Source organism: Azonexus sp. IMCC34842 (assembly GCF_050368855.1).
Classification (GTDB): domain Bacteria; phylum Pseudomonadota; class Gammaproteobacteria; order Burkholderiales; family Rhodocyclaceae; genus Azonexus; species Azonexus denitrificans_A.
The window spans coordinates 355,965-381,384 of sequence record NZ_CP178449.1; the positions used below are offsets into that span (position 1 = coordinate 355,965).

Genomic DNA, 25,420 nt, shown 5'->3' on the forward strand with positions numbered 1-25,420 from the left:
GCTGCATGGAAACGCTCGACGACCTCTTTCTCCGCCTGGAGCAACTTAATGAAATCGGCGCTTCGCTCTCCAGCGAGCGTAATCTGAATCTGCTGCTGGAAAAAATACTGCTCGCCGCCAAGTCCATTACCCGGGCCGACGGCGGCACGCTGTATCTGCTTTCCGAAGACCGGCAGCACCTGCATTTCGAGATTGTCCGGACGAATTCGTTGGGCATCGCCTTCGGTGGCTCAAGCGACCAGCCGACTTCCGGCAACTTTCCCGATCTCGCTCTTTACCGCGGCGATGGTACGCCGAATGACAGCATGGTGGCCGCCTATGCCGCCATTACCGGCCGGACGGTGAACATCGCCGACGCCTATACGGCGGACGGATTCGATTTTTCCGGGACGCGCAAATTCGACGAGCGCACCGGCTATCGATCGCAGTCGTTCCTGACGGTGCCGATGAAAAACCATGAAGGCGAAATCATCGGTGTCCTGCAGCTGATCAACGCCCTCGACCCGCAACGGCGCGTTGTTGAATTCTCTCAGGCCGACCAGCGCCTGGCCGAGTCGCTCGCCTCGCAGGCGGCCATCGCCTTGACCAACCGCCAACTTGTGCAGCAGCTCGAAACCCTGTTTGAAGCCTTCATCAAGCTGATCAATCTGGCGATCGACGAAAAGTCGCCTTACACCGGCGGCCATTGCCAGCGCGTCCCGGAACTGACGATGATGCTGGCCGAGGCGGCCGAGGCTACGTCGGAAGGCCCACTTGCCGATTTCAAACTGACCGACAGCGAGCGCTATGAACTGCGCATCGCCGCCTTGTTGCACGATTGTGGCAAGGTGACGACGCCGGTGCATGTCGTCGACAAGGCAACCAAGCTGCAGACGATTTACGACCGCATCAATCTGATCGACACGCGCTTCGAGGTGATCAAACGCGATGCCGAGATGCGCAAATGGCGGAGCATTGCAGAAGGCAAGGATGCCGTTGAAGCCGAAGCAATCTATCGTGGTTTTTGCCTCCAATGCGATGTCGACCGCAGCGTTCTGCGTCAGGCGAACATTGGCAGCGAAAATATGAGCGATGAAGATATCGCGCGTGTCAAAAGCATTGGCGCGGGTTATCGCTGGCGTAATGTCGACGGCGATGAAGTTGCTTTCCTGACCGACGACGAACTTGAAAACCTGACCATTCGCAGCGGCACCCTGACCCAGTCGGAACGCGAAATCATCAACCACCACATCGTTGCCACGATCCGGATGCTGGAACAGCTACCCTGGCCGAAGCATCTGAAAAATGTCCCGGAATACGCCGGCGGCCATCACGAGCGGATGGATGGCACAGGCTACCCGAAAGGCCTCAAGCGCGACCAGATGAGCTGGCAGGCCAGGATGATGGGCATTGCCGATATTTTCGAGGCACTGACCGCCAAAGATAGGCCGTACAAGGAAGGGATCAAGCTGTCCGAGGCGCTGGGTATTCTGGAAAACATGTGCAATAACTGCCACATTGACCCGGCTTTGCATGAGGTCTTTGTACATGGCGGCGTGTTCCGAAAATATGCGGAAGGCTTCATGGCGGTGTCGCAGATCGATTGCTGAGCGCCGGGCGAAGCGTATTCGGTGATCTGCTTATGGCCAGGTAGCGCTTGATATGACAATTCGCGGGGCATGGAGTGCCGGTTTTCGGCACATGGGCCGCGTTCGGTAAACAGGCCTGCCAAGCGATGCGCCAAGGGGGCGGCTATCTACCTGATATAGAACAAAACTGGCCTTGCTTCCCGCCGGGCATCGTGCCATGGTTCGGCTGGCACGCTAGATGCTCCAATGTTGTCAGCGGTTTTTCCCCGCCTTTCCCATAAAGGAGATTTTCATGAAACGTATTCAACAAGGTTTTACCCTGATCGAATTGATGATCGTCGTGGCGATTATCGGCATTCTGGCAGCCGTCGCGCTGCCGGCTTACCAGGATTACACTGTCAAGGCCAAGGTGTCGGAAGGCCCAAGTCTGGCCAGCCCGGCCATGACCGCAATGGGCGTTGCCTGTAGCGAAGGCAAATTTGCCTCCGCTAGCAACACTTTTCTGGGGCTTGCAACGGCTGGTTCAATCACCGGTCAGTATGTGACTAGTGTAACTGCTGCTGGATCAAGTGCCACTGATGGTACCGTCACGATTGTGATGAAAGCAATCGGTAGTTCTATTTCGGCCAACCAAGACATTATTTATAATCTTAAATGCGATAATGCCGCTGGTATGACGACCGCCTCTATCGCTGGCAGTGTCCCGACGAAGTATCTGCCGAAGAAGTAATTTCGGTTGAGTAGCATTGACAAAGGGGGCTCTTCGCAGCCCCCTTTTCTATTGGGCGTTATGCAAAAAAAAATATTCGGTTTACTTATCGGGGTGGTTTTTGTATTAGGAGGGGGAATCTATCTGCCTGGGGTGACAGGCTATTTCCTGTTCGATGACATAATCAACATTGTTCAGAATTCTCATTTGCGGATTCAAACACTAGATGTTCTCTCGATTAAGCAGGCAATGGCATCGAGCGAGGCTGGCATCTTGGGGCGCCCCCTGAGCATGCTCAGTTTTGCACTGAATTATTATTCCAACGGCCTGAATCCATTTGTGTTCAAATTGACCAATGTATGCATCCACTTGGTCAATGGTGCATGTATATTTTTCTTGAGCCGCTTATTGTTGTTAGTGCACCGCCGTCAGGCTTTGCCCGATTATTCGCAGAGTGCTGCCGATTGGACCAGCCTTGTCATATGTGCAGCGTGGCTGCTGCATCCGTTAAATTTGACGGGTGTGCTGTTTGTTGTCCAACGGATGACTAGTCTTTCAGCATTATTTACCCTGCTTGGATTGATCTCGTATGTGTATGGCCGAACGCGCATGCTTGAGGGCAAGGTGGCGTGGTTGTGGATATTAAGTCCGTTTGTATTGTTTACGCCGCTTGCAATGCTATGCAAGGAAAACGGTGCTTTGCTTCCAGTGTTCCTGATGTTGGTGGAGGTCGTATTTTTTCGTTTTATTACGACTACCCTGAAGGCTAAATGGCTAATTTTGGCCTTGTTTTCTGTTTCCGTTCTGTTGCCAATGATTACGCTGCTGGTGCTGACGCTTTGGATGCCGGAGTGGATCACCGTTGGCTATTTTATTCGAGACTTCAGTCTTGCCGAACGCTTGATGACCGAAGCCAGGGTTGTTTGGTTTTATATTCAGTTGATCGCGGTCCCAGATATCTCTCAATTGGGTATGTACCATGACGACATTCCGATATCGAAAAGCTTGCTGGATCCGCTCAGTACCTTGGCGGCAGTGGTCGGTATGTTTGTGCTCGGGGTCGCCGCTTTGTTATCTATACGGCGATATCCAATAGCAGCTTTTGGTGTGTTGTTTTTTCTAATCGGGCACAGTATTGAATCGACGGTGATTGCGCTGGAATTGGTGCATGAGCATCGCAATTATTTGCCAATGTACGGGTTGCTGTTTGCTTTTTTGTACTATCTGCTTTGCCCGTTGATGCATCCAGAAAGTATTTTTATTCGTCGGATTGTTGTTGGACTTTTTGTCCTGATGTTGGCTGGAGTGACTGCGCTTCGCGCTATACAGTGGGGTGACCCTGTCGAGATGAGGCTTAGAGAGGTCGAACATCATCCTGCCTCTATCCGAGCAAACATATCCATAGCGGCTTTTTATGCAGTAATGCCATCCTCAAGCACGGTTGAGGCGGAGGATTTCTATCAGCGGGCATATACCCATTATGCAAAGGCGGCTGAGCTTTCTCCGGCCGACACTCTAGGACTATTTGGACTGATTGAACTGCATGCAAGAAATGCCTTGCCAATAGAAGATGAGTGGATAAATGCATTGGCCGGGCGTATAGAACATTATCCGTTTGCGCCAAGTACTGGTAATTCGATTGCCGCTCTCGAAAAGTGTGTTTCTGCTCAAAAATGCAATGTAACTGCGGTGTCTATGGAACATTTAATTTTGGCGGCCCTAAAAAACCCAACGTTACACAGTCGAGCCAAAATTCAGGTGCTGTTTTCGTGGAGTAACTTTCTGTTTGCTGTGAAAGGGGATGTCGAAGCTGCCATGCGCGAAGCCATGAAGGCTGCGGACGCGAATATATATGACGTCGATAATCAGATAACGTTGATCACAATGTTGATCAATATGAATAAGCTTGTTGAAGCTCAGGCTAGAATTGACCTGACCCGAAAAACGGATCAAAGAAGACTTTACACAATGACCCTAGATGACCGAGAGAAGTCAATTATTCGTCTTCGCGCCACGCAACGAAAGGGATGACAAGCGGTGGTAAACAATTTGTCCGTGATCCTTCCTGCAAAAAATGAATCGGCCGCACTCCGTGTTTTATTACCAGAGTTGAAAAAGCTGTTACCGGATGCCGAAATTATCATTGTTGATGACGGTTCAACCGACAATACTATTGCGGTTTGTGAGGGATGCAACGTAAAAGTTGTATCGCATCCCTATAGCATGGGAAACGGCGCTGCGATAAAAACCGGGGCACGTATTGCCCAGGGGGCGGTATTGTTGTTCATGGATGCAGATGGTCAGCATCAAGTGGCAGATATCCCTCGCCTGCTGGAAAAATTGGTTCGGGGCTATGATATGGTTGTTGGTGCACGGGGTCGTGATTCTCAAGCGGGGATCCATCGTAGTTTGGCCAATGGGTTTTATAATAAATTAGCTAGTTGGATGGTGGGGCAGAATGTTGAGGATTTGACCTCTGGTTTTCGCGCGGTAAAGACGGAGAAATTTCGTCAATTTCTTTACTTGCTACCAAATGGTTTTTCGTACCCAACAACGATAACCATGAGTTTTTTTAGGGCTGGATTTGGAGTAGCTTATGTTCCTATCCATACTCCCAAGCGAATCGGGAAAAGCCATCTTCGGATATTCAAAGATGGTATGCGGTTTTTGCTGATCATATTCAAGATAGGTTCGCTTTACTCACCGCTGAAACTTTTTATACCCATAGCACTATTTCAGGCTCTTCTTGGGCTTGGTTACTATGCGTATACTTTCAGTACTCAGCATCGGATTTCCAGCATGACCGTATTCCTCTTGAGCGCAGCGGTCACAATCTTCATGATTGGATTGGTTTCCGAGCAAATTACTGCCTTGATGTATAAGGATACCTCCGGGCGAGAATAATGGGGGCTAGGCAGATGGGGAATAGACCAAGCTCTAGGAACGCGCGGATACGAGTTCTTGTCTTGGCATCAACCTACCCGAGATGGCCGGGGGATCATGAGCCCGGATTCGTGCATGAATTGAATCGTCGCCTAGCGCATGAGTTTGAGATCCATGTGGTTTGTCCACGCGCTCCTGGAGCTGCTGAATTTGAAGTGATGGATGGAGTTGCCGTTCATCGTTTTTGTTATGCACCAAAACCTATTGAAACTTTGGTACAGGGTGGAGGTATCCTTTCCAATTTGCGACAAAGGCCGTGGAAGTGGGTTCTAGTACCATCGTTCTTCATTGGCATGATGTATCAAACTTTTCGATGTTTAAGGCGCATCCAGCCAAATTGTATTCATGCCCACTGGATCATTCCTCAGGGAGTGGCGCTTGCTGTGCTGGGTACCCTAATAAAAAATGTGCCACCTTTTCTTTTGACCTCCCATGGAAGCGATCTATTTTGCCTGCGTGGGAAGCTATTTGCCATGCTTAAGCGCTGGGTGTTAGGCAAGGCGGCCACGACTACTGTTGTGAGCTACCCCATGGTGGCAGAAGTAATCAAGTTCGGAGGCTGTCCTGAACGAATAAGCGTTATCCCCATGGGGGTTGATTTTGCCAGTCGATTTTCGCTAACGCCACTCATGCTCAGAGTTCCCGGAGAAATTCTGTTCGTAGGTCGACTAGTTGAGTCGAAAGGACTGAAATATCTTATAGAGGCGATGCCGATCATACGCAGGCAAGTCCAGCAAGTTAATCTTGTGGTGATTGGCGATGGCCCAGAGTTGCAGGCTTTGAGGACTCTGGTAGCCAGTATGGGACTAAATTGTGTTCAGTTTCTCGGTTCTTTGCCTCAAGAAAAACTGCCCGATTTCTATAGACGTGCGTCAGTATTTGTTGCGCCTTTTATTGGCAACGAGGGTCTTGGCCTCGTGACTGTCGAGGCAATTGCTTGTGCCTGTCCGGTGGTTGTAGGAGATATACCGGCCATGGCGGATATTTTTCTAGATACTGAACTCGAAATGCGCGCTGCTCCTCGCAACTCTAGCGCTCTTGCAGAGAAGGTGGTTGCAGTTTTGCTTGATTGCGAGGCAGCCACTCAACGCATATTGGAAATTCGAAAGCGCCTTGAAGTTCGCCTTGGATGGACTAGAGTTACACAGCTTTATGCTGAAAAGCTGCGCGGATTAAGCTCACCGAGTGTGATTTGATACCGAGTCAAACAGTGAACGATATTCCATTGCCATTCTTGTCCGGTCGAAGTCTCTTACTGCTCGCTCTCGATTCCACGCGCCCATAGCCCTTCGCAGTGGAGCATCACCCAATAATTGCCGAATTTTTTGAAGTATTGCAGAAAAATCACCAGCTTGAACGAGAAATCCTCCACGCTCATTGTCGATAAGTTCGGGAATGGCAGAACAATTTGAAGAAACTACGGGTAAACCACAAGCCATGGCCTCGGCAACGCATAGCCCAAAACCTTCCCGATAAGCTGGAAAGAGTAGTATGTCGGCCTGCTGGTAGAGATGATGCATTTCTGAATAAGGGACGTGGCCAAGCGATATGAGGCGGTTGTGAATGGATTTTACCCGCTCGTTTCGTAGTCCTGATGTAAAGGCCAATTCTACAGTTCCCGGTAACTGCTCAGCCAATCCGGCAAGTAGATGGAAACCTTTGCGGCGAGTGGGGTTGCCTACAAAAAGGATTCGTAGTGGCCGATCCTGATTTTGCGATTCGAGGGGGTGAAAACGACATGTGTCAACACCATTGTAAATCACTTCCACTATCTTGCTGTCCGCTAACTTGTGTCGGCGTATGTTGTCGGCAACAAAGCGGCTGACTGCAACGATTCTGTCTGCCGACGAGCATGCAGCGAGAATGGCGGGCTGCAATACATGGCGGTAATACACGCGTTGTGCAAAGGAGGCTTCCTTCATGTTGGCGGGATCGACATCGAAACTGTGGAATGTCTGAATCCTCAATGGTCTCCCTAGTAGAGGGATATGGCCAATGCCAGGTGGTAGATGAACGACGGCAGCCCTTGAAAGCCATTGGCGGAGTGCGGGGTGGGGCAGCCCGGGGATGGAGGCGAGGTAAGGGCTGCAGCTAAGGAGTTCGTAATCGGGCAAGATATCGGAAAGTTCGGCATGAACAATGAATGCACCGTTACCTTTTGGCATTACCGATCGCACTTTGTTGGAGGGGATAACAGACACCCGTCTATCTCGCTTTGTGCTCGGTCGCAGCCCGAATTAGGGCTTTGGACCGCAAGGCCAACTTGGCCATGAATAGGAATATCTGTAAAAGTTTCCATCGCTCGGTCTCAAGCTGAATCCGAAAACAGTCACAGAATGTGGCCGCCTTATCAATACTGGATACGCCTTGTTTTCCATGATCACCGGCAACGAAATCAGCACGATGGATACGGACATTTGGCGACATGCATACAGTTTTGATGAAATACATGTCTGCAGCTACCGGGAAACGCTGCGAGTAATACCCGAATTGATCATGCAGTGACCGCCGAATCAGTGTGCCCACGGAGTGGCCGCTGATATATGCAAACATGCCATTCCACCAACTGCGTCCCAGTTTTCCCGTACTAACGCGGCCATCCTGAAAAATACTTGCAGTAACAAGCGCAGCTCCCGAGATAGACGCGTGACGCCTATATTGAGCTATGGCGTCCGGGAAGAGGCGGTCATCAGCACCAAGCACTAGGTAGTATTCTCCAGTACTTAAACGAATTGCCTTGTTCAACGCATCATAAATGCCGAAATCAGGCTCTGATATCCAAGTGCTGACTATGTCGCTGGATGATTTGAGCAAGTCGATGGTTGCGTCGGTGGATGCGCCATCAACCACAATCCACTCGAAATTGCGATTCAACTGCGCGCGCAGACTATTAATTAGACCTGGGAGTTCCTGTCTGGCATTGAACGTGACAGTGATGATTGAAATCGTCGGCGAATCCAATAGGCGCTGGTGATTAAACATTGGTGCCTGTGTCTCAGAGGATATTTGAGCTGTCTAAATTGCCGCAGGAAAATATCGCTGGTTGCACATCAAAGAAAAATTTTCAGAAGGGAGGCTGGGTGGTATGTGGTTCAGCTTCAATAAATCGAATATTCAGGCGCGCAATTTCGGCGAGCTTTGCGTCATGTAGTAGGTTTTTGAATATGAAAAACCGATTTGCAATATTTGAAATTTTTCGAAATGGAAAATTTTGTTTTTCGAGAATTGTTTTGAATTCATGCAGATAGTCAATTTTTTTTGTTGGTTTTTCATGCTCGGCGTCTTTAATATCGCGGGCGATTATTCTTGTGAATATGCCACCGTACATCCGCCACAAATCTGGCTCCCATCTTTCGTCGTGTTGAAGATGGTAGACAAATGGCTCTAAGATATTAATCTTTTCGAGCCCGGAAAGCAGCATTTTTAGTGGTAAATAATGATCCCACCAAGGTACGCCGAATACGAATCCTTCGTCTGAATATGTTGAGATGTCTGTCGAGTGAAATGCAAAAAAATCGTACCCCTGAGAAAATTCTTTGCCGTTTGTGCAGTCCAAAGAAAAAATGTCTAAACGTCGTTCAGCGATAAACTGGCCTGGTTGGAGTTTTGTTAGCGATGCTAGAATTTTTGGCGATATACGCAGGAGAATGTCTGCGTTAGTCATTACAATGGGGCCGTTTGATCGTTCTGCGCCAATCCGGATTACGTCCTGAATATAAACGAGAGGTTTACCGACAAAAGGATATGCATCTCGATCAACCAATACATAATCAATGCCATTGATATGTTTTGGAGGGGTGCTAAACTCTCTTCGAGAATTAACAGAAATAGGGGTGAACCCTGCTTCAATCCATGAGTCGATGCATGCCTGCATATACCCCAAGTCAAGAACTGCCCCATTTTTTTCTGTGCGTTTAATATTTGGCGGGATTGACGTTAATATAATTGGTTTTTGCATTGTTAATTTTCGATAATCGCTTTAAGTTTAATTATTAGATGTGTCTTCAATCGCTTGGTGTGCCGCCTGAAGAACACTGTCTACGTGAATCATGGAGATGCACGGCACTGGTGCATCAATAGCATGAGGTAAATGACATTGCCAGTTGCAGTTAAAGCAAGGCATTTCATGATACACGGCGATTGGCTTATGGCCTGCAATGGTTGGTGGATAGGGCATGAAGCGGCCGAAGTGGCCTCCGCCGAGCAAGCAGACTGAAGGTGTTCCGACAGCCGGTGCAATATGTGCCGCAGAGGTATCATTACCAATTAGCAAACTAGCTCCACGGATAATTTCAACAAGTTCGGGCAAAGATGTTTTGCCGCAAAGGTTAAGCGCGCCCTCTACCTTGGAGTGCTCAATTACTTGTACCGCTAGGTTGTAATCCGTAGTGGCGCCACATACTATGAGACGCCAGCCATATGCCTTATGGATTGCGCGCGCTATCGCACCGTATGAACTGGCGGGCCATATCTTTGCTGTGGAAGATGCACCAGGGAAAATCACCAAATACCTAGGAGTGGTTCGGAACCATGATGGGAATACGGCAACTGGTCCAAGTTGAGTAAGTGCGGGCGTAACGTTTTCTACCCCAAGGCCATGCAGAAATTCGCAGTGACGTTCAATCTCCGTCATCCGATGGCTTTCCGCCGGAACAAGACGGGTATACCAACGATCAGAGATGTTGCGCTGTGACGCACTGATATTGCTAAGATCGCTTGCCGAACCGATTCTCTGGGGAGCGCCACTGGCTCGAATTAATGCATCACCGGTACTAAATACACGAGAATATGTTGACTGAATCGCGATGGAAGCATGAACTTGACGAACTTGTCTGAGAGTGCGAAATCGATACAGGCGATCATGGTCAAGGCGCTGAATATCAATGGGAATAACTTTCTCAAAATAACCACATTTTTCCGCGAGTTCGGCAAATACTTGGTTAGCCGCTAAAGTCAGACGTTTTTGGGCAAAGTGTCTTTTTAGGTGCTCTGCTGCTCCAAGCCAAAGTATAAAGTCGCCGATATTATCTACACGAACAACAAGGACAGTTTCTTCATCTGGTTGAGAACAGGCTACTCTAGCTAAAAAGTCCTGTATCTCCCATATATGGCTGCGAAGATGGCGGACACACGTATGAAGAGATGAGACTCCAATAGGTGCGGATTTTTTGTCCGACATAGAGTTTTATCTCAGTCGATCGACCTGTTGGCAGTATTTGTCAACAACAGCCTCAAGAAAGGCTTCTTCATCGATCTTGCATGCCAATAGATCGAAGTACCAAATGGTTCTTGATGAACCACCAAAATTCTGCCGCCAAACGTAATTCATGAGAGAAAATATTTGGTGAGTGTCATCCGTTTTAAGCAAGAAATTTCCGAAATTATCGAATATCCGCCAATGGTGATATCCATAATCGCTCATGGAGGAAATTATTTTCTTAAATCTGGCTGCTTGCGATAATTGCGTGTACTCGCACTCGAAGAAGATAATTGTAGAACCTGTTTGCAGTGTGTTGCTGGCAGACTCCAAAACATCCCAGTCAAAGCCATCTACATCGCATTTTATTAGCCGGGGTTTTTTTAAATAACCAGCCAAAATTGTGTCCAGTTGGATTGATTTAAGACCTTTACCGGATATTTCCACAGAGTGTCTGCTTCCTATAGCTCCAACTAGCTTAACATTGGTAATGTTCTTGCCAACAAGTTGTTTTAGTGTGTCTATCTTAGAGTTGCTGATATTATTTCGAATTGTCTTGGCATTTTTGTTTAGATAACTGAAAAATATATCGTCTGGCTCGATGCATATGAACTCTAGTTCTGGGTTGGCATCCAGCATACTAGCAGCGGTGTCTCCAACGTTGGCGCCAACGTCAACTACAAGGTCTGCATTGTTTAGATGTTTGGCTAGATGAGGAAGAAAACGATCATATAACTTATGTTGCCGTTGATTTATTGGTAATGGGTGTCCAGCGGGTAATGAAATAGAAAATTTTGAATAGGCATGCAACTGATCAACGTTCTTTGTTTTTTGAAATGAATTAAATATTCTCATGAGATTAGTTGCACCCCGCCGTAATACATGAGCGATTTTTTTAGAGATTTTTTCCAGGCGGAGCATAATGGTAATAAGAAGGGGGTTACGGCGGTAATAGTGTTTTAGGTAATTAGTGAAATTAATATTTCCTGCCATTATATCTTTTGCCAGTGCCCAACTTGAGGGTTGAAAAAACCCTTCCAAGTATCATCCGCTTGGCGGATTACTGCCGAATTGAGGGTCTCAATGCGAAAAGAAATTACATCCTGTTCCATGAAGTAGTTGTGAATGTTTGGGATGGCTGCGCCAATTGATACGAAATATTTTCCTGAGCGCAGTAAATATGGAGGTATGTCAAATGTGAATAAATTGATGCCTTCATCAATCGATAAGGCTTCGCTGCCTAAATTACTTTGCGTATGCAATACAGGCATTCCTTGTGAGTTAGATATAATGCAACCTATTGCGAAGTTTTGTATATTATTTTTTGATTTTAGCTCGATTTTGATCTTGATGCTCATTGAATCAAAGAGCCGCGAGCCCGATTCGCTCTGTTTGACTGATATTCTAATTAATTTCAATGTCTTGTCACCGGGGGCTTTATCGAAATCCCAGTTAGCTTCGAATTCTGAGTTGCCGAAGTTTATTTTCAAATAATCGTCAATGACATCGGATGCCCGCCCTATATTTTTTAGTTCTCCATTAGATAGTAGAATGGCGCGAGAGCATAAGTTAGTAATTGCGGCCATATTGTGGCTCACAAACAAGACCGTCCTACCTTCCGAACCCACTTGCTCCATCTTGCCAAGACATTTTTTTTGGAATGCTGCATCGCCAACAGCCAGTACTTCGTCCACTACAAGAATTTCTGGTTCAAGATGCGCCGCAACTGCGAATGCGAGACGAACATACATTCCGCTGCTATATCTTTTGACAGGGGTGTCTAAAAATTTTTCTGTTTCCGCGAAGGCGACGATCTCATCGAATTTTCGGCGAATATCGGTGCGCGTCATGCCCAATATTGCACCATTCAGAAAGATATTCTCCCGGCCGGTTAGCTCGGGGTGAAATCCTGTTCCAACCTCCAGAAGACTGGCGACTTTGCCACCTAACTTGATTTGGCCATTCGTGGGCTCAGTTACCCTGCTTAGAATCTTTAACAAGGTGGACTTACCTGCTCCGTTCTGACCAATGATGCCGACTCTGTCCCCATGCCTGATGTCGAATGAAATATCCTTTAAGGCCCAGAACTCCTCAACTTGATCACCTTCCACAATTGGCCTGCCACGCAACATGTCGATTGTTTTTCGACCAAGGTTGATTGCGCTATGGGCAATGACATCGCGAAGCACGGTGTAGCGTTCGACACGTGTATTTTGGTGCCCAAGCAGATAGCGCTTGGAGAGACCTTCGACCGAAATTGCAATCGTAGTCAAGTTGGGATTCCCACTTTAGATTAAGTCTGCAAAGCTTTTTTCCATCCGGCGGAAATGACGAATTCCAAGCCAGAGAAAGATAGCAGTCACAGCGCAGCTCAATAGCATTCCCTCCCAATAAATGAGAGATTGTCCGCCTAGAATTGCCCAGCGGAAGCCATCAATAACGCCAACCATAGGATTCATGCTGTACAGCAGTCTCCATTGTTCTGGTACTAGAGAGGAACTAAACCCAACAGGAGATACGTATAGACCTAACTGCACAATAAAGGGGATAACGTAACGAAAGTCACGATACTTGACGTTCAAGGAGGCAATCCATAAACCCGGGCCCAAGCTGGCAAGAAACGCCAAGGCAATAAAAAGGGGAAGGGAAAGAATGCGCCAGCTTGGAAGGAATTGATACCAGATCATCAGGCCCAACAGAATGATGAAGCTGATCAGGAAATCGGCAAACGAAACCACGACTGAGGCAGTCGGAACGATCAGGCGAGGAAAATAGATCTTGCTGATAAGGTTGCTGTTGTCGATCAGGCTGTTTGAAGACTCCGCAAGAGATGTAGAGAAGAACTGCCAGGGGAGAAGCCCGGCAAAGACCATTATTGCGTATGGGGCGGAGCCTTCCGCTGGCAGCTTGGCAATGCGACTGAACACCAGTGTAAAAACCAACATGGTGAGAAGCGGCCGCAACAAGGCCCAAAGAACGCCAATGATGGTTTGCTTATAACGGACGGATATGTCTCGCAATGCAAGAACGTAAAACAATTCCCGGTAACGCCAAAGATCACGCCAGTAATGACGTTCCGTGAGACCGGGTGCGATGACCAAGATGTTTTCGTCGGAGCCGAAATTCATTTTGATGTGTGCTGGTCGTACGTCACAGGTTCCTTCTGAAATTTTTGATTGTTAAGGAAATCGTTATAGGCCAATGTCAGCCCGGTCTGAAGGTCAATAGGGCACCAGTTGAAACTCAATGCCTTGAGCCTAGAACTGTCTAGCATCTTCTGTGGTGTTCCATTGGGCATTGATGGGTCGAATTCAAAATTTCCCATATAGCCGACGCATGTTCGAATAAGGTGAGCGAGGCGGTCTATGCTGACCTCTTCCCCTGTTCCTATATTGATGTGGCTGATCGCTGAACTGCTCCGGGGGAAAAAAAAGTTTCTTTCGATTTTCATTAAATCTAGGCATGCAGACGCCAGATCGTTGACATAGAGAAATTGGCGCAAAGGAGTTCCTGTTCCCCAAATTTTTACGTTCTTGATTCCAGCAATCTTAGCTTCGTGAAATCGACGGATTAGAGCTGGTATGACATGGCTATTTATTTGGTGGTAATTGTCACCCGGACCATAAAGGTTGCACGGCATGACACAGCGGTAGTCTGTGCCGTACTGCCGGTTATAGTCCTCACACATTTTGATGCCAGCGATTTTGGCGATAGCGTAGGGTTCGTTGGTGGGTTCGAGCGGGCCGGTGAGCAGATACTCTTCTTTGATCGGTTGCGGGCTGTCGCGTGGGTAGATACAACTGGAACCGAGAAAAAGCAGCTTCTTAACCCCGCCTTTCCAGGCCTCATGAATCACGTTGGTCTGGATCATCAGATTCTGGTAGATGAATTCTGCCGGATAGGTGTTGTTGGCATGGATGCCGCCAACTCTGGCTGCAGCCAGGTAAACCTGATCGATCTTTTCGCCCTGAAAAAAAGCTCGGACGGCGGACTGATCAGTCAGGTCGAGTTCGGCATGAGACCGGGTGAGTAGGTTGTGGTATCCCTTGGTCTGCAAGGCGCGAACAATGGCAGATCCCACCATCCCTCGGTGGCCTGCGACGAAGATTCTGGTGTCTGGATTCATCGGTTTCGGTTGTGTTATTCGTGATGGTCAAAGGTCTGGAAACCAGCGGAACGGACGAGGGCGTCGCGTTTCGCTTCGGCAAGGTCGGCGGCGACCATTTCGCTGACCAATTCGGCCAGGCCGATTTTCGGTGTCCAACCTAGTTTTTCCTTGGCTTTACTCGGGTCACCAAGGAGTGTTTCGACTTCCGTTGGGCGGTAATAGCGTGGATCGACGCGAACTACAACATCGCCCGGCTTGCAACGCGCCGTGTTGCCCTCAACGTGGTCGACGACACCAATTTCTGATTCATTCTGTCCATTGAACCGGAGGGTGATGCCAAGTTCCATCGCGGCCTGTTCGACAAATTGACGTACGCTGACCTGCACACCGGTTGCGATGACAAAGTCATCCGGTTGTTCCTGTTGCAACATCAGCCATTGCATTTCGACGTAATCACGAGCGTGCCCCCAATCTCTCAGTGCAGAGAGGTTGCCAAGATAGAGGCAGTCCTGCAGGCCGACTGCAATGCGCGAAAGGGCGCGGGTAATCTTGCGGGTAACAAAGGTTTCGCCGCGAATCGGACTTTCGTGGTTGAACAGAATGCCGTTACAGGCATAAATCCCGTAGGCTTCGCGATAGTTGACGGTGATCCAGTAAGCATAGAGCTTGGCGACAGCGTAGGGGCTACGTGGATAGAACGGGGTGGTTTCCTTTTGCGGCGTTTCTTGAACAAGACCGTAGAGTTCGGATGTGGATGCCTGATAAAAGCGGGTTTTTTTCTCCAAGCCTAGAATGCGGATGGCTTCCAGAATGCGCAGGGTGCCAAGCCCGTCGGCATTGGCGGTGTATTCGGGGGTCTCGAAACTGACCGCGACATGGCTTTGGGCAGCCAAGTTGTAGATTTCGTCCGGTTGTACCTGCTGGATGATGCGGATCAGGTTGCTAGCATCGGTAAGGTCGCCATAGTGCAGGATGAAATTGCGGTTGCTGACATGGGGATCCTGATAGAGATGATCTATCCGATCGGTATTGAAAAGGGAAGAGCGCCTCTTGATTCCATGGACGACATATCCCTTCCTCAGAAGAAAATCTGCCAGATAGGCGCCGTCTTGACCTGTAATGCCGGTAATCAGTGCAACTTTTGTCATATGTTCATGTAAGTGCTATTTGAATTGGGGACGATATCACTTCGAATGAGTATTGCCGATCCGTGTGGTCGCGCGTAATTTGAATTGGACAGTTGTGGATATAAGGGCTGCGGTGTTTGTGGCAATGTTTTTTGATGGGTTTGAGCTGGTTTTGTTCAGCTATTGCGCCGGATTTTCAATTGGCCTGTGGTCAGCCATATTTCTAGCGCCTCCGGTAATTCTTTGACCAACAATTCGTGTCGTCCCGATATCCAGCCATGAATTGGTCCAATAGGGCGTTTCGCGAGCACGTCATTGATCAGTGCTTCGGCAGTCACGTGGTCGTTGATTAGCCCGAGTTCATCCTGTAATTGCGACAGTGCGGCAAGATAAGACGGGAGGCGCTTGCTGGGTAGCAGTGGGGCGAAAAATTCCAGGGTGTAGCGCAGCTTCTTGAAGCTGATCCGCATGCGATGGCGTTCTTCCGGGCTGAGTGTCGCGTGTCGGGCGGCGAGTTTTCTGGCGCGCCGGGCGTGGCTGGCGATGCGTTCGGTGGCAAATTCCTTGAGCGGCATCGGCAAGGTGTCGGTGAGGGCGTAGATCGCCGATGTGAATTCGACCAGCAGGCGGGGATATTCGCTGACGGCGAGCAGCCGGATGATCGAGCGGCGGGCGCTTTTGGCGCGCTGGCGGGCTTCGTTGCGCAGGCGTTTGATGTCGCGGTTATCGGGGAAGGCAGCCTGGATGGGCGGCAGGGTTTCTTCGAGAAAGACGTCCCAGTTGCGGGCATCGCCGAGCGCACTGGCCAGCGTCTGCCAGGTCTGGCCGTAGGTCGTGACAAATTCCGGCGGCAGGACGGGGGCGAAGAGTTTGATCGCCGAACGCAGTCGTCGCAAAGCAACGCGGGCTTGGTGGATGAATTCGGCTTCGCCTCCTGCAAGCAGGCCATTTTCATTGCGCTGGAAGTGTTCGAGGCAGCCGAGGGCGATGCTGCGGAAGGCTTCGACCGGTGTCATTTGCCCGTTGATGGTTGCCGCTTTGGCCTTGAACGGGCTGGGCGGCACCTTGTTGTACAGGTTGTAGCCGCGTTCGGCCTTGCTGGCGATGGCCGGGTGGAGGTCGAGTTGTTCCTGCAGTTTGCGGGTCAGGCCGAAGATGTCGTCGACCTTGCCGGAGAGCAGCTCAAGCTCGATTTCGCAGATCGGCGTGCTGTTACCCCGGCTTTCGATATTGCCGCGATCAACCGCCAATTCGATCAGGGATTCGCCAAACGGGACGTTCCAGATCTGTCGCCGGAAGTCGGTGGTGAAGATCGGTTCGAGGTCGCCGGTCGATTGTTCGAGGAATTGGCGCAGATCATCGGCGTCGACATGGCTGAAGTCGAAAACACCCGGCGTGGCCTGAGCTTCCCACTCGCTGCGCATGGCCAGGCCGCCGCTCGCCGGTTCGGCGGATTTGACGGTGAGCAGCCACTGCCAGCCTTTCTTGCGGAAACGGACCGCGATGCGTTTGGCCTGCAGGTCGAGCTTCGGCGTGTCGAAATAGGTATTCAACAGATGCTGTTTTTGTGGCTTGATGCCGGCTAGTAGCGGGTGGCTTGCCAGCTTCTTGGCGGTCTTCGCTGTGAGTTGCAGCTTTAACTCGATTTCGATGCTCATGTCGGCTTAGTTCCTTGGCACGGCTGGGCCGGTGGCGCCGTCAAAGCCCAGGTCGGGCAGGGTGGCGAGCTCTTCGGCGGTTTGCACGCCTTCGGCGATTACGGTCAGGCCGATATTATGCGCGATGCTGCACAATCCCTTGAGGAATGCCTGATTGCCTTGTTGGGTATCGATGGCCCGGACGAAACTGCCATCGACCTTAAGATAGTCGAGGCCGATGTCATGCAGGCGGCCGATTTCGCTGAAACGCCGGCCAAAGTGTTCGATTCCGAGACGGCAACCCAGCGGCCGCAGCGTATTGCAGAAAGCCTGGAATTCGGCGAAGTGCTGGAAGGCGCCGACTTCCGAAACTTCCAGCCAGAGCCGAGGGGCCAGTTCCTTGCGGGCAGCGATCAGCGATTGCAGACGGCTGCGGAAGCTGGCGACGAGAATCGACTCGCCCGAGAGGTTGACCGCGACAGCCGCGGCGCCGGCGGCAATGCGCTCCAGTGCCAGTCGGACGGCGGCGAGGTCGAGTTCGGTGGTCATCGAGAGACGCGAGGCCATCGGCATGAAGCTACCGGCCGCCAGCCATTCGCCGCCTTCGCTGGCTTGCAGGCGAAGCGGGCATTCAAGGTGGAGCAGTTGGCCGCTGTTGCCGGCGACCGGGAATTCGATCAGGCGCAGGCGCTGGGTTTCGATCGCGCCGTCGAGCAGCTTCTTCCAGTCGGCATTCGACGTGGTGCGCTGCTCGCCGCTGATTTCGGCGCGGCACCAGGCCAGGTTCCCCTGGCCCTCGGCCGTCGCCAGCGCGGCATCGAGCCGGGAAAACAGGCTGCCAATGCTCTGGCCGTGCAGATAAAGGCCGCTGGCGAGGTGGCCGACCTGTTCGCTGTCGATCATCCCGGCCGCCACCAGATCGCGCAAGGCGTCGAGCAGCTTTGTGGCGGGCTGGCTCGGGTCCTGGACGCCCGGCAGCAGCAGGGCAAAATCGGCACCGTTCAGGCGAGCCGCCGCAGCGCCCGGCTTGTCGGCCGCGAGTTCCTGCAGGGTGGCACCGAGCCGGCGGAGCAGGGCGTCGGCCGTTTCGCGTCCGGCCCGTCGGTTGATGCCGGCCAGGTCCGCCAGGCGGAGCAGCAGCAGGCTGCCGGTCGGAGCGGCATCATCGTCGCTCAGCGCGGCATCCAGCTGGTTGAGGAAGAACGCCCGGTTGGCGAGGCCGGTCAGGCTGTCGAGCGTCGCTTCGCGGCGCAGCTTGTCGAGCCGCGCAGCCTCCTCGGCGAACATCGCATTCAGCCGGTCGACCATGGCATTCATTGCACTGGCCACGCTTTTTAGTTCCGGCGTCGATGGCACGGCGATGCTGACGAAGCGTCGTTCACTGATTGCCTGTGCCTGGCCGACCACGGCATCAAGCGGCCGCTTGATGCGGCGTAGCACCTGCATGCCGAGCAGGCCCATGATGGCGCCGCCGCCAATGAACCAGAGCAGCAGATTGATCGCGCCACGCCAGAGTTCGCGGTAGGCGAACTGGCTGTGGCTGACCAGCTCGACCGTTCCGAACTGGTTCCAGCCGTTGGAAACCTGGGCCTGGCCGGGCTGCGATTCGATCGGGAAAACCTTGACGAACCAGGCCGGAGCATCGCCAGCCGCAGGCGGGCTGAGCTTTTCGATCATCACCTTGCCTTCCGGGTCGATCAGGCGCACGGCAGCGTATTGGCCGCTGTCGAAAACGGCGGCCACCTGGAGTTCGACGGTGACCGGGTCCTTGTCGAGTTGCGACATCGAGAGCGCCAGCGAGGCGGCGTTGTCGTTGTTCTTGATCGCCAATTGCTGCGTCAGATATTGCCGGGCGGTCAGCATGCTGGCCACGAAGCTGCCGGCGAAGGCGATGATGGTGCTCGCGATGACGGCGAGCCAGAGTTGTCGAAATAGGGACATGGTGATTACCTCACTCGAAGCTTTCGGCGCGTGCTCGTGCCAGCAAGTCCTGCCAGCGCGAGAGATTGCTCTTGCTGGACTGGTTGCCGGTACCTTGCCAAAGGCCCGCACTGTTAAAACTGAAAATCGGGGCAAGATCCGTCCGTCGCGAGGCCGGGCGAATCTCGGTATTCAGGTTGTCGAGGACCAGCGGGTCGGCATTCGGTGTGGCGTAATAAGCCAGAACCATGTGCGCCTGCAGAATCGGCCCGGCCGGGCCTTCTTGCCGGGCCTTGACATAAACGAGCCGGAGTTTGCTGACCGGAATGCCGAGGTCGAGCAGCGAGTAGTACTTGGCAATCGAAAAGTCTTCGCAATCGCCGCGCCCCTGGCCAATTAGCTCGATCGGCGTCGCCCAGTAATCGGCTTGCCCCCAGATGCTGGTGTCGTCGTCAAAGACGATACGCCGATTGAAGAAATCGTTGACCCGGCGCAGTTTGTCCGGCTCGGCGGCATTTTTTCCATTGGCCAGCATTTTCTGCCAATCGGCCAGAAGCCCTGCCTGGCCGGGGCCGAAGCGACTGATCAGGACTTGTTGCAAACGATCGAAATCCAGGCCGAATGCTGTCTCAAGGCCGCACAGAGCCAGCCCGCCAGTCAGGGCGCCAATGACCAGCAAGCGGGACAGCACAGGGCTCTGAGATAAATACTTCAAATCATTCGATTCTTGGCGGCGAGTGCGGAATATTACACATTCCAATAGTCAGGGTATCCCTACAATCGGCTCAAATAAATTTTAAATTATCCCCTTATGACCTCCCCCAAAGTCCTCTCTTTACTGATTTGCCTCGTTTTTCCCGCCATCGCTCCGGCTGCCGACCTTCCGTCGACCTTGAAGGAGGTGGCCCAGCAAGCGGTATTGAACAGTCCGGAAGTCACTTCGAAGTGGCATAACTACAAGGCGGCCGAGGAAGAAATCGGCGTCGCTCGCGGCGGTTATTTTCCGCGCGTTGATCTGACGGCCGGCGGTGGCCGGGAAAGCCTCAAGCAGCCACCGGGCAACCAGCGAAACGATTACTCGCGCAATGGCTACCTGCTCAGCCTGAACCAGATGCTTTTCGATGGCTTTGCTACCCGTAACGAAGTTCGTCGCCTCGACAAAGCCCGCCTGGTCCGCTATTACGAACTGCTCGACGCCTCCGAAACCGTCGCCCTCGAAGCGGCGCGGGCCTATCTTGATGTGCTGCGCTACCGTTTTCTGGTTAATTTGGCCGAAGACAACTATGTCCAGCACAAGGCCACTCAGGAACAACTGCTCCGGCGCACCCAATCCGGTGTCGGCCGGCGCGTCGACCTCGAGCAGGCCGGTAGCCGCCTGGCCTTGGCCGAAATCAACCTGACCACTGAAACCGCCAACCTGCACGATGTCTCGGCACGCTACCAGCGTCTGGTCGGCAGCCTGCCCCCGGGCGTCGTCATTCCCCCCGGTCAGCTCGGCAGCGGTGTTCCGGTCACCTCGAAAGCGGCCCTCGATGCGCTGTACAAGAACAATCCGGCTCTGCTCGCCGCCATCGAAAACACCGAAGCGGCCCAGTACGACGTCAACGCCCGGCGTGCCGCCTATTCTCCCCGGCTCGATTTTCGGGCGCGGACCGACAACACCAGCAATTACCTCGGCGTCGATGGTGACCGCAATTACAACGTCGCCGAACTGGTCGTCAGCTGGAACCTGTTCAACGGTGGCTCGGACCGGGCTCGCGAAAAGCAGTACGTTGAACGCAAGAACCTCGCCCTCGACCTGCGCGAAAAGGCCTGCCGCGACACCCGGCAGACCTTGCTCATCGCCTATAACGACGTGCAGCGCCTGAAGCAACAAACCAACTATCTCGCCACCCAGGTCAGCCTGCTTGAAAAGACGCGCGATGCCTACCGCGATCAGTTCAACGTCGGCCAGCGTACTCTGCTCGACCTGCTCGATACCGAAAACGAACTGCTCAGTGCCCGGCGCAATGCGGTCAACGCCGACTCCGACCTGAGTCTTTCCTACCTGCGGACCTACGCCGGCATGGGAACGCTGCTCCAGACCCTTGGCCTGCAAAAGCTCGATAGCCGCGATCCGGAATCCGGCGAACTCGCTCAGGCCGATGTCAGCCAGCTCTGCCCCAACGAAGCCATCGCCGCTATGGCCCCCGACCGCGAAGCACTCAATGCCCGCGCCATGGCCTTGCTCGACAGCAAGCCAACGGTTGTCCCGGCGCCTGCTCAGGTGATGAATCCGGAAAAGCGTATTGACTCGGCGGAGCAATTTCCGGGCCGTCGCCTCGGCCGTTAATGGCGAGCGAGGACGCGAAACCATTCGGATAGCGCAATAGAAAAGGCCCTGCGCTATAAACGCAGGGCCTTTTTGCTGATTGGTTCCGGTCAGTCTTGCAGCGCAGAATTCAGCGTGTAGGTGCCGGTAAGGCTGGCTTCGGCCAGAACATGACCCTGAATGGCAGCACGGACTTCCGGTCCGCCAAATTTTCCTTCGACGGGCAGTGTTTCGATATCCAGCGCATAGACGGTAAAGACGTAGCGGTGGACGATTTCATCGTTCCACGGCGGGCAGGGGCCATCATAGCCGTAGTAGTCACCGCTCATGTCGTGATCGCCGGCGAACCAGTTGGTGTAGTTGTTGATTCCTTGCCGGCTGCCGCGGCTGGTCTGCGGCCCCGGTTTGCCGCGCGGCGTAACCTCGTGGCTGAATTCGCCTTCGTTGATGGCGTTGACAGAAGCCGGCAGGTCGATCAGTACCCAGTGAAAGAAATCGACGCGCGGCAGCGAGGCGGGAACCGTGCGGCCGTCCTGGTTGACATCGTCGCCCTGGCTTGGCACGTCGGGATCGTGGCAGAGGAGGGCAAAGGATTTGGTATCGGCCGGTACATCGCTCCAGGCAAGTTGCGGGTTCAGGTTCTTGCCCAGGCAAACGTGGTGGGCCGGGTCGGGAATGCAAAAGGAAAATTCGCCGGGAATTTTCTGCCCGTCGGCGAAGCTGGTGCTGGTCAGTTTCATCGATGCTTACTCCTGTTATGTCGCCGCTCGGCGTTTGAAGTCGCGCAGGCGGAAGCCGAGAATCCACAGTGTAGCGAAATAGGCCGCTATGCCAAGCGCTACCAGCCATGAAAGGTGGATGATCCGATCGAGCGTGCCACCCTGCAACCACCCGCTTTCCTGGCCCATGGCGAACCATAGGGCAAGGGCCATGACGATCATGGCGCCGATCAGCTTGAGGACGAAGCCGAGCCAGCCGGGTTGCGGGGTGTAGATATCGTGCCGGCGCAGGCCGCGATAGAGCAAGCCGGCATTCAGGCAGGCGGCCAGGCCGATCGAAAGGGCGAGGCCGGCATGGCCGATCCAGCCGATGAAAAGCAGGTTCATGACCTGGGTGGCGAAGAGGGAAATCAACGCAATGCGAACCGGGGTCCTGACGTTCTGGCGGGCATAAAATCCCGGGGCCAGGACCTTGACCAGTATCAGTCCGGTCAGTCCGACCGAGTAGGCGACCAGCGCCTCACGGGTGCGGAACACGTCATCCACCGAAAAGGCGCCGTGGAAGAACAAGGTGGCGATCAAGGGCACGGCCAGTATGGCCAGGGCGACCGCGGCCGGGGCGGCCAGCAGCAAGGTCAGGCGCAGGCCCCAGTCGAGCAGCTTTGAGTATTCGCCGTGATTCTCGCTGGCGTGATAGCGCGACAGCGAAGGCAGCAGGATGGTGCCGAGGGCAGCACCCAGCAGGCCGGACGGGAATTCCATCAGACGGTCGGCGTAGTAGAGCCAGGAAACGCTGCCGGTCTTGAGAAAAGACGCAAAAATGGTGTTGATCAACAGGCTGATCTGCGACACCGAAACGCCAATCAGAGCCGGTCCCATCAGGGTCAGAATTCGGCGCACCCCCGGGTCGGCCCAGGCCGCCCGCCAGTTCAGCGAAGGCCGCGGCAGCATGGCGATTTTCTTGAGAGCAGGGATTTGGATGGCCAGTTGCAGCAAGCCGCCGAGAAAAACTGCCCAGGCCAGCACGAGCACTGGCGGGTCGAAATAGGGCGCCGCGAACAATGCCATGCCGATGAAGGCAATGTTCAGCAGTACCGGCGTGAAGGCTGGCAGCGCGAAGCGGCTCCAGGTGTTGAGAATGCCGCCGGACAGCGCAACCAGCGACATGAACAGGATGTACGGGAAGGTGATGCGGGTGAGTGTCACGGTCAGTTCGAACTTGCCCGCATCGGCGGCGAAACCGGGGGCGGAAATCCAGACCAGCACGGGCGCCGTGGCAATGCCGATGGCTGTGACGAGGAACAGGGCCATGGCCAGCAGGCTGGCGACATGGTCGATCAGCCCGTGGGTTTCGTCATCGCCGCGCTTGTTCTTGTATTCGCCAAGTATTGGTACAAAAGCCTGCGAGAAAGCGCCCTCGGCAAACATCCGGCGGAGCAGGTTGGGCAGCTTGAAGGCAACGAAAAATGCATCGGTCGCCAGGCCGGCGCCAAATGCCCGGGCAATCACGAAATCCCGGACGAAACCGAGTATGCGGGAGAGGAGTGTCATACCGCTGACCGTGGCCAGCGCGCGTAGCAGATTCATCGGTGGGAAATGTGGCTTGCATGGGAGGGCGAAAGAGCCGTGATTCTACGCTGTGCCGCATCAATCGGACGGCGGGGCGAGTGGGTAAGGCTTTGGCGGCAACGGGCGCCGGACAAGAAAAAGCCCACCGCTGAGGGTGGGCTATTCAGATGGTGCCGCTTGCCGGAATCGAACTGGCGACCTTTTCATTACGAATGAACTGCTCTACCAACTGAGCTAAAGCGGCTTCCAAGGGCGCGGATAATACAATACGACTGGCGTTCGGGCAAGCAGCAGAGGCCGGGGCTGCGCGTTTGTCAGTCTTTATTCAGCGCGCACTTACCTGATTGCGCCCGGCCCGCTTGGCGGCGTAAAGCCTGATATCCGCGGCCTGCAGAAGTTGTAGCGGCATGCTGCCGCTATTGGGCTGGGTACTAGCGACGCCGAAACTGCACGATACCAAGCCGCCGACGCCCGAGTCGTGGGGAATGCAGAGTTCCCGGGCCGAACGGCGCATGCGTTCGGCAACGGCCTGGGCGCCACCGGTGTCGGTGCCCGGCAATATTGCGGCAAACTCCTCGCCGCCGTAGCGAGCGATCATGTCTTCGACCCGGAACAGCGACTCGTTCAGGGAACTGGCGACCGCTCTGAGGCAGGCATCCCCGGCTTGATGGCCGTAAAGATCGTTGAATTGCTTGAAAAAATCGACATCGCCAATAATGATGCTGAGCGGACTTTCGGTCCGGGCGCAGCGTTTCCATTCGGTGACCAGCGTTTCGTCGAAGTGGCGGCGGTTGGGAATGTTGGTCAGTCCATCGAGTAGAGCAGTTTCCTTCAGTTGCCGATGGGCTGCGTGGATTTCGCGCTGCATGGCGACAATGCGCAGCATGGCGCGCACTTTGGCCAGTAAAACGACTTCCGAAATCGGCTTGTAGAGAAAATCGTCGCCGCCCGCCAAAATGCCGCGGGCCAGCACTTCTTCATCCATGATGCTGGAGAGAAAGACGATGGGGGTCCAGTTGGTCAGTCCATCCGGGGTGATCAGGTGTTCCCAGATGCGCATTTCCCGGGCCAGCGAAATACAGTCGGTGTCCTGCAGGGCGATATCGAGCAGGACGAGGCTGGGTGAACATTCGCGGAAGGCTGTCAAAGCCTGTGCGCCATCGCTGACGGCCAGTGGTTCGATTTCCGGGAGTTGGGACAGGCACTCGCAAATCAGGGCGCGATTGGCTGCCGAGCCATCGACGACGAGTACCGTGCTCTTGCTTCTATCGAACATCACCTGAATCGTTGTCCGGGAGTGCGCTGCGATGAATGAGTTTCCCACTCATCATAGCACCCGTCCGGCTTGGTTTGGTCGATTGGCTGGTGAGGCCGGCGAGTCAGTGGAGCCGGAGGCTTTCGGTCATCTCTTCAGGTGTGCTGCCGGCTTCGACGAAATAACCGTTCAGCGGGCAGACCCGATCTGGCGGGCATTCATGTTCGCGCGCGCATTCAGCCTGTGTTTCATCGGTGAGAACCATTTCACGTACCGCTTCGCAACGTGAGATAGGGGAATCAAAGGTTGTCATGACAGCCTCCCGTTGGTTTGTGACAAGCAACATCAAGTAGTTAG

General features: G+C 53.2%; 22 protein-coding genes and 1 tRNA gene. 6 read left to right on the plus strand and 17 right to left on the minus strand.

Annotation, left to right across the window (positions count from 1 at the left end):
• The first annotated feature begins 5 nt into the window (after nt 1–5).
• The 5 genes from ACLIKD_RS01720 to ACLIKD_RS01740 all read left to right on the plus strand — a co-directional run bounded on the left by ACLIKD_RS01720 (nt 6) and on the right by ACLIKD_RS01740 (nt 6,416).
• On the plus strand, nt 6–1,589 hold the full coding sequence (locus ACLIKD_RS01720) for a GAF and HD-GYP domain-containing protein (RefSeq protein ID WP_428826914.1): 1,584 nt from the start codon (nt 6–8) through the stop codon (nt 1,587–1,589).
• A 271-nt stretch (nt 1,590–1,860) separates the two neighbouring features.
• Nucleotides 1,861–2,298: a pilin gene (locus ACLIKD_RS01725; RefSeq protein ID WP_428826915.1), complete on the plus strand. Its 438-nt coding sequence runs from the start codon at nt 1,861–1,863 to the stop codon at nt 2,296–2,298.
• A gap of 6 nt (nt 2,299–2,304) precedes the next feature.
• A complete protein-coding gene (locus tag ACLIKD_RS01730) occupies nt 2,305–4,308 on the plus strand; it encodes a hypothetical protein (RefSeq protein ID WP_428826916.1) in 2,004 nt (667 codons plus the stop codon).
• A gap of 24 nt (nt 4,309–4,332) precedes the next feature.
• Nucleotides 4,333–5,181 carry a glycosyltransferase family 2 protein gene (locus ACLIKD_RS01735; RefSeq protein WP_428828368.1) on the plus strand — a complete coding sequence of 283 codons (849 nt, stop codon included), beginning with the start codon at nt 4,333–4,335 and terminating at the stop codon, nt 5,179–5,181.
• Nucleotides 5,182–5,243: 62 nt separating this feature from the next.
• Nucleotides 5,244–6,416, plus strand: coding sequence for a glycosyltransferase (locus ACLIKD_RS01740; RefSeq protein WP_428826917.1), 1,173 nt, complete (start codon nt 5,244–5,246; stop codon nt 6,414–6,416).
• On the opposite strand, the gene ACLIKD_RS01745 is transcribed toward ACLIKD_RS01740, so the two are convergent.
• From ACLIKD_RS01745 to ACLIKD_RS01800, 12 genes are all read right to left on the minus strand, one after another.
• Nucleotides 6,399–7,385, minus strand: coding sequence for a glycosyltransferase family 4 protein (locus ACLIKD_RS01745; protein WP_428828369.1), 987 nt, complete (start codon nt 7,383–7,385; stop codon nt 6,399–6,401). The genes ACLIKD_RS01740 and ACLIKD_RS01745 overlap by 18 nt on opposite strands.
• A gap of 40 nt (nt 7,386–7,425) precedes the next feature.
• On the minus strand, nt 7,426–8,202 hold the full coding sequence (locus ACLIKD_RS01750) for a glycosyltransferase (protein WP_428826918.1): 777 nt from the start codon (nt 8,200–8,202) through the stop codon (nt 7,426–7,428).
• Between the two features lie 82 nt (nt 8,203–8,284).
• Entirely contained in the window at nt 8,285–9,178 is an 894-nt protein-coding gene (locus ACLIKD_RS01755; RefSeq protein WP_428826919.1) for a hypothetical protein, read from the minus strand.
• 27 nt (nt 9,179–9,205) lie between these two features.
• A complete protein-coding gene (locus tag ACLIKD_RS01760; RefSeq protein ID WP_428826920.1) occupies nt 9,206–10,399 on the minus strand; it encodes a glycosyltransferase family 9 protein in 1,194 nt (397 codons plus the stop codon).
• 6 nt (nt 10,400–10,405) lie between these two features.
• Nucleotides 10,406–11,410, minus strand: a complete 1,005-nt coding sequence (locus ACLIKD_RS01765; RefSeq protein WP_428826921.1) for an FkbM family methyltransferase — start codon at nt 11,408–11,410, stop codon at nt 10,406–10,408.
• The gene (locus tag ACLIKD_RS01770; RefSeq protein ID WP_428826922.1) at nt 11,410–12,690 is read right to left on the minus strand and encodes an ABC transporter ATP-binding protein; all 1,281 of its coding nucleotides are present in this window, start codon (nt 12,688–12,690) and stop codon (nt 11,410–11,412) included. Before ACLIKD_RS01770 ends, ACLIKD_RS01765 begins: the two co-directional genes overlap by 1 nt.
• Nucleotides 12,691–12,705: 15 nt before the next feature.
• On the minus strand, nt 12,706–13,545 hold the full coding sequence (locus ACLIKD_RS01775) for an ABC transporter permease (protein WP_428826923.1): 840 nt from the start codon (nt 13,543–13,545) through the stop codon (nt 12,706–12,708).
• Nucleotides 13,542–14,543, minus strand: coding sequence for a GDP-L-fucose synthase family protein (locus ACLIKD_RS01780; RefSeq protein WP_428826924.1), 1,002 nt, complete (start codon nt 14,541–14,543; stop codon nt 13,542–13,544). The genes ACLIKD_RS01775 and ACLIKD_RS01780 overlap by 4 nt, the downstream gene beginning before the upstream one ends.
• Nucleotides 14,544–14,557: 14 nt before the next feature.
• Nucleotides 14,558–15,673, minus strand: coding sequence for a GDP-mannose 4,6-dehydratase (gmd, locus tag ACLIKD_RS01785; protein WP_428826925.1), 1,116 nt, complete (start codon nt 15,671–15,673; stop codon nt 14,558–14,560).
• A 155-nt stretch (nt 15,674–15,828) separates the two neighbouring features.
• A complete protein-coding gene (locus tag ACLIKD_RS01790) occupies nt 15,829–17,310 on the minus strand; it encodes a CHAD domain-containing protein (protein ID WP_428826926.1) in 1,482 nt (493 codons plus the stop codon).
• A gap of 6 nt (nt 17,311–17,316) precedes the next feature.
• Nucleotides 17,317–19,230 carry a bifunctional diguanylate cyclase/phosphodiesterase gene (locus tag ACLIKD_RS01795; RefSeq protein WP_226418607.1) on the minus strand — a complete coding sequence of 638 codons (1,914 nt, stop codon included), beginning with the start codon at nt 19,228–19,230 and terminating at the stop codon, nt 17,317–17,319.
• 10 nt (nt 19,231–19,240) lie between these two features.
• Nucleotides 19,241–19,900 (minus strand): transglutaminase-like cysteine peptidase, encoded by a 660-nt coding sequence (locus ACLIKD_RS01800; RefSeq protein ID WP_428826927.1) that lies wholly within the window; start codon nt 19,898–19,900, stop codon nt 19,241–19,243.
• 120 nt (nt 19,901–20,020) lie between these two features.
• On the opposite strand from ACLIKD_RS01800, the gene ACLIKD_RS01805 reads away from it, so the two are divergent.
• A complete protein-coding gene (locus tag ACLIKD_RS01805) occupies nt 20,021–21,541 on the plus strand; it encodes a TolC family outer membrane protein (RefSeq protein ID WP_428826928.1) in 1,521 nt (506 codons plus the stop codon).
• A gap of 89 nt (nt 21,542–21,630) precedes the next feature.
• Here the strand turns inward: ACLIKD_RS01805 and ACLIKD_RS01810 are convergent, their stop codons facing one another.
• From ACLIKD_RS01810 to ACLIKD_RS01830, 5 genes are all read right to left on the minus strand, one after another.
• The gene (locus ACLIKD_RS01810; protein WP_428826929.1) at nt 21,631–22,260 is read right to left on the minus strand and encodes a YbhB/YbcL family Raf kinase inhibitor-like protein; all 630 of its coding nucleotides are present in this window, start codon (nt 22,258–22,260) and stop codon (nt 21,631–21,633) included.
• A 15-nt stretch (nt 22,261–22,275) separates the two neighbouring features.
• Nucleotides 22,276–23,826, minus strand: coding sequence for a murein biosynthesis integral membrane protein MurJ (murJ, locus tag ACLIKD_RS01815; RefSeq protein ID WP_428826930.1), 1,551 nt, complete (start codon nt 23,824–23,826; stop codon nt 22,276–22,278).
• 150 nt (nt 23,827–23,976) lie between these two features.
• A tRNA-Thr gene (locus ACLIKD_RS01820) sits at nt 23,977–24,052 on the minus strand.
• An 81-nt stretch (nt 24,053–24,133) separates the two neighbouring features.
• On the minus strand, nt 24,134–25,084 hold the full coding sequence (locus tag ACLIKD_RS01825; RefSeq protein ID WP_428826931.1) for a diguanylate cyclase: 951 nt from the start codon (nt 25,082–25,084) through the stop codon (nt 24,134–24,136).
• Between the two features lie 103 nt (nt 25,085–25,187).
• Nucleotides 25,188–25,376 carry a hypothetical protein gene (locus ACLIKD_RS01830; protein WP_428826932.1) on the minus strand — a complete coding sequence of 63 codons (189 nt, stop codon included), beginning with the start codon at nt 25,374–25,376 and terminating at the stop codon, nt 25,188–25,190.
• Between the last annotated feature and the right edge of the window lie 44 nt (nt 25,377–25,420).

What these genes read in the sequence shown, in the direction of transcription:
- gmd (WP_428826925.1), bottom strand. Translation starts at nt 15,673, where the DNA reads ATGACAAAAGTTGCACTGATTACCGGCATTACAGGTCAAGACGGCGCC.
- ACLIKD_RS01725 (WP_428826915.1), top strand. Translation starts at nt 1,861, where the DNA reads ATGAAACGTATTCAACAAGGTTTTACCCTGATCGAATTGATGATCGTC.
- murJ (WP_428826930.1), bottom strand. Translation starts at nt 23,826, where the DNA reads ATGAATCTGCTACGCGCGCTGGCCACGGTCAGCGGTATGACACTCCTC.
- ACLIKD_RS01795 (WP_226418607.1), bottom strand. Translation starts at nt 19,230, where the DNA reads ATGTCCCTATTTCGACAACTCTGGCTCGCCGTCATCGCGAGCACCATC.
- ACLIKD_RS01830 (WP_428826932.1), bottom strand. Translation starts at nt 25,376, where the DNA reads ATGACAACCTTTGATTCCCCTATCTCACGTTGCGAAGCGGTACGTGAA.
- ACLIKD_RS01805 (WP_428826928.1), top strand. Translation starts at nt 20,021, where the DNA reads ATGACCTCCCCCAAAGTCCTCTCTTTACTGATTTGCCTCGTTTTTCCC.
- ACLIKD_RS01755 (WP_428826919.1), bottom strand. Translation starts at nt 9,178, where the DNA reads ATGCAAAAACCAATTATATTAACGTCAATCCCGCCAAATATTAAACGC.
- ACLIKD_RS01780 (WP_428826924.1), bottom strand. Translation starts at nt 14,543, where the DNA reads ATGAATCCAGACACCAGAATCTTCGTCGCAGGCCACCGAGGGATGGTG.
- ACLIKD_RS01810 (WP_428826929.1), bottom strand. Translation starts at nt 22,260, where the DNA reads ATGAAACTGACCAGCACCAGCTTCGCCGACGGGCAGAAAATTCCCGGC.
- ACLIKD_RS01775 (WP_428826923.1), bottom strand. Translation starts at nt 13,545, where the DNA reads ATGAATTTCGGCTCCGACGAAAACATCTTGGTCATCGCACCCGGTCTC.
- ACLIKD_RS01745 (WP_428828369.1), bottom strand. Translation starts at nt 7,385, where the DNA reads ATGCCAAAAGGTAACGGTGCATTCATTGTTCATGCCGAACTTTCCGAT.
- ACLIKD_RS01750 (WP_428826918.1), bottom strand. Translation starts at nt 8,202, where the DNA reads ATGTTTAATCACCAGCGCCTATTGGATTCGCCGACGATTTCAATCATC.
- ACLIKD_RS01720 (WP_428826914.1), top strand. Translation starts at nt 6, where the DNA reads ATGGAAACGCTCGACGACCTCTTTCTCCGCCTGGAGCAACTTAATGAA.
- ACLIKD_RS01765 (WP_428826921.1), bottom strand. Translation starts at nt 11,410, where the DNA reads ATGGCAGGAAATATTAATTTCACTAATTACCTAAAACACTATTACCGC.
- ACLIKD_RS01790 (WP_428826926.1), bottom strand. Translation starts at nt 17,310, where the DNA reads ATGAGCATCGAAATCGAGTTAAAGCTGCAACTCACAGCGAAGACCGCC.
- ACLIKD_RS01760 (WP_428826920.1), bottom strand. Translation starts at nt 10,399, where the DNA reads ATGTCGGACAAAAAATCCGCACCTATTGGAGTCTCATCTCTTCATACG.
- ACLIKD_RS01825 (WP_428826931.1), bottom strand. Translation starts at nt 25,084, where the DNA reads ATGTTCGATAGAAGCAAGAGCACGGTACTCGTCGTCGATGGCTCGGCA.